General features: G+C 53.3%; 4 protein-coding genes. All 4 read right to left on the bottom strand.

The window, feature by feature from the left end:
- Nucleotides 1-641: ankyrin repeat domain-containing protein (locus tag AC5OW4_RS14225; protein WP_493677125.1), on the bottom strand; the 641-nt coding region annotated here is incomplete at its 3' end.
- Nucleotides 634-2,130, bottom strand: a complete 1,497-nt coding sequence (locus AC5OW4_RS14220) for an ankyrin repeat domain-containing protein (protein ID WP_072685637.1) — start codon at nt 2,128-2,130, stop codon at nt 634-636. The genes AC5OW4_RS14225 and AC5OW4_RS14220, both read right to left, overlap by 8 nt.
- A gap of 3 nt (nt 2,131-2,133) precedes the next feature.
- Entirely contained in the window at nt 2,134-3,240 is a 1,107-nt protein-coding gene (locus tag AC5OW4_RS14215; RefSeq protein ID WP_072685636.1) for a DUF1266 domain-containing protein, read from the bottom strand.
- 892 nt (nt 3,241-4,132) lie between these two features.
- Nucleotides 4,133-5,457: murein hydrolase activator EnvC family protein (locus tag AC5OW4_RS14210; RefSeq protein WP_195548460.1), on the bottom strand; the 1,325-nt coding region annotated here is incomplete at its 5' end.

The raw sequence follows: 5,457 nt of genomic DNA, 5'->3' as shown, positions 1-5,457 counted from the left end.
AGCTGGGCGATCATTAAATTATTAGTTCCCGCCGCTAAAAGCAACGGCGTTTCATGACGGTCGTTGACCTCGTTGAGCCATTGGGGATGCTTTTGTATTAACGTCCTGACGAGCTCGCCTTGTCCGCTGAGACAGGCGATATGCAAGGGGGTGTTGCCCTCACCATCCTTCTGGCTGTCGCTGGCTTCCCACAGTTCGCTCGCTTTCAAGCCGTTGGCCGCGGCATAATCGGCGGCGCTGTGGCCGGCATTATCCTTCGTTTCCGGGTTCGCGCCCTGACTGATCAGAAACTTGGCGGCTTCCACTTTTTTATAACTGATCGCACTCATCAGCGGCGTAACGCCCTGATCGTCGCTCACCTCCGCCGGACAGCTTTCCAACAACAGGCCCATGATTTCCCGGTTTCCCACGGCGGCCGCCTGATGCAGCGGCGTAACGCTGTGATTATCCGCCAGCGTCGTGTCCGCGCCCCGCTTTAACAAGGCGATCACGACGTCCCGCTGCGCTTGCGCGCAGGCATAAAACAGCGCGGTCCGGCCTTGCCTGTCGCGTTCGTTAACGTCAAGGTCCGGTTTTTTTAAGAGTGCCAGCGCTACGCCCTTCTGGCCGGTGCGGCAGGCTTTAATTAAGAGTTCAGCCACATTCTCCCTCCTTTTTCAGCAATAAATTGACAACCAGCTCAAATTCATTTTCCACGGCGATGTCCAACGCCGTCATCGACTTGTTATTGACGAGTGATAAATTAATGTCCGGCGCTTGCAGCAGCTGGGTGACCAACGCCGCCGCGCCGGAAGGATCGACACGGTTGCGGGCGCGGATCAGCATCGTTTCCACCGGCGTTTCGCCGATCAGCTTCCGGCCGCAGGCGATCATCAGAGCGGTATTGCCTTCATTGTCCTGCGCGTTGACGTCGCAGCGCTCAAGAATCATGGAAATCAAGTTCTCCGCTTCCGCGCATGGGTGTTCCGCCAGATAATGCAGTGGCTGACGGCCGTCGGCGCTTCGCTGACGCCAGACGTCGCGGGGGATCATCATTTCCAGCAGAATCTCCTGAAATTCCCGGTCTTCCACCCACCAGCCGGCGTCGATATGGCCGCACAGCACGTGCACCGGCGTTTCGCCCTTTTCCGTTACCGGCTGATCCAGCATCGTCAGCTGCCGGGTTAAGCCGCGGAACATCTTTTTGATCGAACGGATCGTTACCGAATGCGTGATCCGCGTCCGGGATTTCAGAGCGGTTAGAAACTGGTAAAGCGCGCAGTTTTCCACTTTACCTTCAAACGCCAGCGGTTCAGCGCCCGCTTCCAGCAACAGACTTACCGCTTCTTCGTTGAGAAACCGGCAGGCCAGCGCCAGCGCGGTCATCCCCTGCTCTTCGCCCTCGTCCAGCGCCGCGTCCAGATCAATCGGCTGGCTGATCCAATAGCGCAGGCTGTCCTGATCGTTCTGGCGGGCGGCTTCAAACAGCGTCAAACCACCGCTGGCTTCCGTCTGTCCGCTTAACAAGGCCGCTACCGCTTTGCCGCCAAACTGCACGGCCAGCTGCCGCGGCGTCAGACCGCTGTTATTTTTCTGTTCAGGATCCTGTCCCAGTTCGAGCAGGATTTCCACAATCCGCACGTAGGGTTGTTCCAGCCGGGCATGGGCTTCGCCTTGCGCGGACTCAATCAGATTCAGACTTCGGCATACAAGATGCAGCGTCGTATCGCCGTCGGACAGCACGATCGCCGCAGGATGCAGATGGAAAAGAAGCAGTGCTTCAAAGATCGGGACGTTGACGCGCTGGGCAGCCAGCTGATAAAACGTCAGTCCGGATTCGTCACGTTTTTCTTTCGGACAGCCGGCTTTCAGCAGACGGACGCAGCATTCGGTTACCAACCCGGGGTATTCGGCAAAATCCCGGAACCGGACCAGACTGTGCAGCGCGGTCCAGCCGTAACGATTCACCGCGAACGGATCGCAGCCGCGGATCAACAATTCCTGAATCATTTTCTCATCCGCCTGCTCCGCCGCCAAATGCAGTGCGGTATTGCCAGCGTCGTCGGTTTCATCCGGATCGATCTCGTCGAGAAGCAAGGTCAGCCGCGTCCGGTTATTCTCCGCCAGCGCCGCTTTGAATTGTTCGAGCATGAATTAATCCGTCAGTTCGCCGATCCACGCGCACTGCGCCCAGACGCCCGGCTGACCGTCCTCGTCTTCATCCAGCAGCTCCGTCAAAAGCTCGATGCCTTCCTCAAAGCGCTCGCTGATCCCTTCCTCGCCGTCAAACGCCGCGATCCAGAACAACGAACCAAAGACATACGACAAGCCGAACTCCGTCCAGGAATCAAAGACTTCGATCATTTTCTCAGCGATCTGATCCAGCCAGGCCCAGCTGTCTTCCTCATTGATGTAACCGACCGTATAGCCCCAGCGGACAACCGTCGCCGCCCGGCCGTAATCCCAGCCCAGAATATAATTTTCCGGCAACTTATCCTTGAAATACTGCGCCAGCTTCCAGCATGGCAGCACGGATTCCAGTTCATCCTCATCCTCGGGATCGTCCATCAGTTCCTGCGGATCCGCCGCGGCCTGATACCGTGAATATTTCGCCTGATGCCCGGCTGTCGTCAGCTCGCGCAGCTTCTCCGTCAGTTCCGCCGAATTTGTGATTCCCCAGCTGCTTTGCAGCATATCCTTGATCTGATCAATAAACTCAGGATCCTCTTCCATCGCCAAGCCGTCCATTTCATGAGCATTTTTCAAGCTCATGTAGGCGGTAAGCAAGATTTCAAACGTGCGGAAGGTTTCATGGCTGCGCGAAAGCGTTACGCCCGGTTCTTTTTCCAGAACCCGCAGACTCTGGATCTTCTCATTGATTGATTCCAGATCATATTCCGGATCGCCGTCGCCGCCCAGGAACATCCGCGTGAGCTCCTCCGGATCGCCGCCGAACAAATCCGCAAAATCACCCATGGAATCCGTCAGCCCGGCCAGCGGATTTTCTCCGCCTGCCATGGACGCGCTCAAATTCTGGATCATCGCTTCCGTCTGGGCCTGGATCCGGCTTTCCGTCTGATTCATCATCGCCGCGGCCGCGCCCATCGCTTCCTTCATGACCTGATCCATATCCATGTGCTGCATCATCGCTTCCTGCTGCTGCAGAATTGAAGCGGCGACTTCCTCGCTGGATTTGCCGGAAAACATCGTATCCATCATTTTTTCATATTCTTCCTGAACTTTTTTGTAGTCGTCTGCCATTCTGAACTACCTCCTGTTTTCTAACTTTATTATCCGATCTGTTCCGAAGGAGATCAATGTTTTTCCTGCTTTTTTTGCGAATCGTAAGAAATAGAAAAGGGATGACCTGAAATTCAAAGCCGGGAAGAACGCAATCGGATCATCCTCGCTTCACAGGGACAAGTGTTCAGTGACAATATCAGCCGTATTTTCTGTTGAAAACCGGAACGACCGTTACCGATCATTAAATGTTAATCCTTTCTTTGATGCTTCCTAATTCACAGTATTGAGGTTCACCCTTATGAAATGCTTTGAAGTCAGTCGAAATCTCTCTGATTGAAAATGACTAATCTCTCTGATTGAACTCGTAAAATCGCTCTGATTGAAAACAATTAAACTCTCTGAATGGATTTATAAAATCTATCAGAATGATCGGCGCAGTTTGTATCGAAGGACCAAAAAAGTGTGGAAAAACCTGGACTGCTTCTCATCATTGCCGCAGTGAAATCTACCTTGGCGATTCCGCTGAACCTTTTCATAAACGAAAACTTACCGAACTGATCCTTAACTGGGTTCTTGAGGAAGAAACACTGCAATGAACCGTTAAAGTCATTGGCGCAAAATGAAAGCACAACGCAAAGATCCCTGTTTTCGTGATCCAATCCTATTTTTAACCTTTTTCAGAAGTCCGACAGGCTTTTCTTTGAAGTGCTTGAACGTCATGAGCTATTCAAGAGTTTTTTTATTCCTTTGAGCTGCACTTTCCCAATAAAATAAGAACACCCGGAGACAATGACTGAATATCGTTTCAGCCATTCCTCCCGGGTGTTTTATCCTTCCTGGAAAGCAGGAAATTTTAATTTTCATAAGTAAGTGAACGAAAGCTTAGTTCTTTCGCGCTTCAGATTCGAATTTAATACCCGAAGACCGTTTCCGGTTTAACCCGGCACGGCGCGCCGACGTTAGCGCACAGCCGGTTCAATCCGGCCGCGCCCCAGCCTGCGCCGAAAGCCAGATCGCCGCTCCAGCTGCTGGCATAGCTTTCCAGCGACATCGTGCCGAGCTTAAACACCTCGATATGCACATGCGCGCCAGTGACATTGCCGGACTTGCCGATCGCACCGATCTGATCGCCGGCGTTGACGACCGTTCCGGTTTTTAACGGCGTCCCCGGACTCATATGCAGATACTTCACGGCATAGGTGACGTCGTTAATGCTCGTCAACAGGTACACCTGATTTCCGCCGCCGCGGCTGCCGCCCTGAGCTTCGCCGCAGGAGTTGCCGATATAGCCGTCGTTGGAACAGCCGTCAGCGCTGGCCAACACCACGCCGTTGCCGGCCGCAAAGATCGGCGTGCCAACCCCAGCCGCGATATCCATACCCAGATGAACGCCGCCATTGACGTTCAGGCCATAATGCCAGGTCCCCGCGGACAACCGGCCGCCGCTGGTCGGACGGGTGAAGCCGCTGGAGGTCACGATCGAATCCAACCCCAGCGACTTGATCATCCCTTTTAATTCATTCAGGCTGCCGGAAATCTGATTTCCTTCGGCTTCCAGTTTAGCCGCCTGCTTTTCATATTCTTTCTGCGCCAGCTCGGCCGTCGCCTTTAAGCTGACAACCTGGCGTTTCTTGCTTTCAACGTCCGTCTTCGCGACTTCCAGTTCTTCTTTTTCCACATTCAGCTGTTCCTTATCGGCGTTCAGCTGATCCATCAATGTCTTCAATTCTTCCAGCGACTTCTTATCATAATTCATGATATCGTTAACGCCCTGAATCCGGCGCAGGAGTGAAGCAAAATCCTCCGCCCCCATTAAGAAATCCAGAAACTGATTCGTGTGCATTGTCTGTTGGGAACGGACCAACCGCTGTTCCACCTTTTCCCGCAGCGCGTTAATCTCATTTTCTTTTTGGAGAATCTGTTCTTCCAGCGCCGCGATCGAATTTTCCTTTTCGGTAATCTGCGCGTTCAGCGTGTTGATCTGTCCCTGCAGCGAGGAAATCTGCGAATCATAATCCTTGATTTCCTGACCGACCTTCGCCAGATCGGCTTCAATTTCCTTCCGCTTCTTTTTAATTTCATTCAATTCGTTCTGCAGCTCGCTGTTACGCTTGGCTGCGTAATTCTGACATTCCGTCTTCTGAGCCTCAGTCAGATTGGAACCGGAACACATCGTCAAATAATAAACGTCTTCGTCGTCGTCCGCCATGACCGGCAAAACCATGCCCGTCATTA

The organism is Holdemania sp., from assembly GCF_986127675.1.
This window is presented reverse-complemented; position numbering and strand designations above follow the sequence as displayed.

Bases quoted from the DNA above. Each gene is read 5' to 3' on its own strand.
- AC5OW4_RS14220 (WP_072685637.1), bottom strand. From the start codon at position 2,130: ATGCTCGAACAATTCAAAGCGGCGCTGGCGGAGAATAACCGGACGCGG.
- AC5OW4_RS14215 (WP_072685636.1), bottom strand. From the start codon at position 3,240: ATGGCAGACGACTACAAAAAAGTTCAGGAAGAATATGAAAAAATGATG.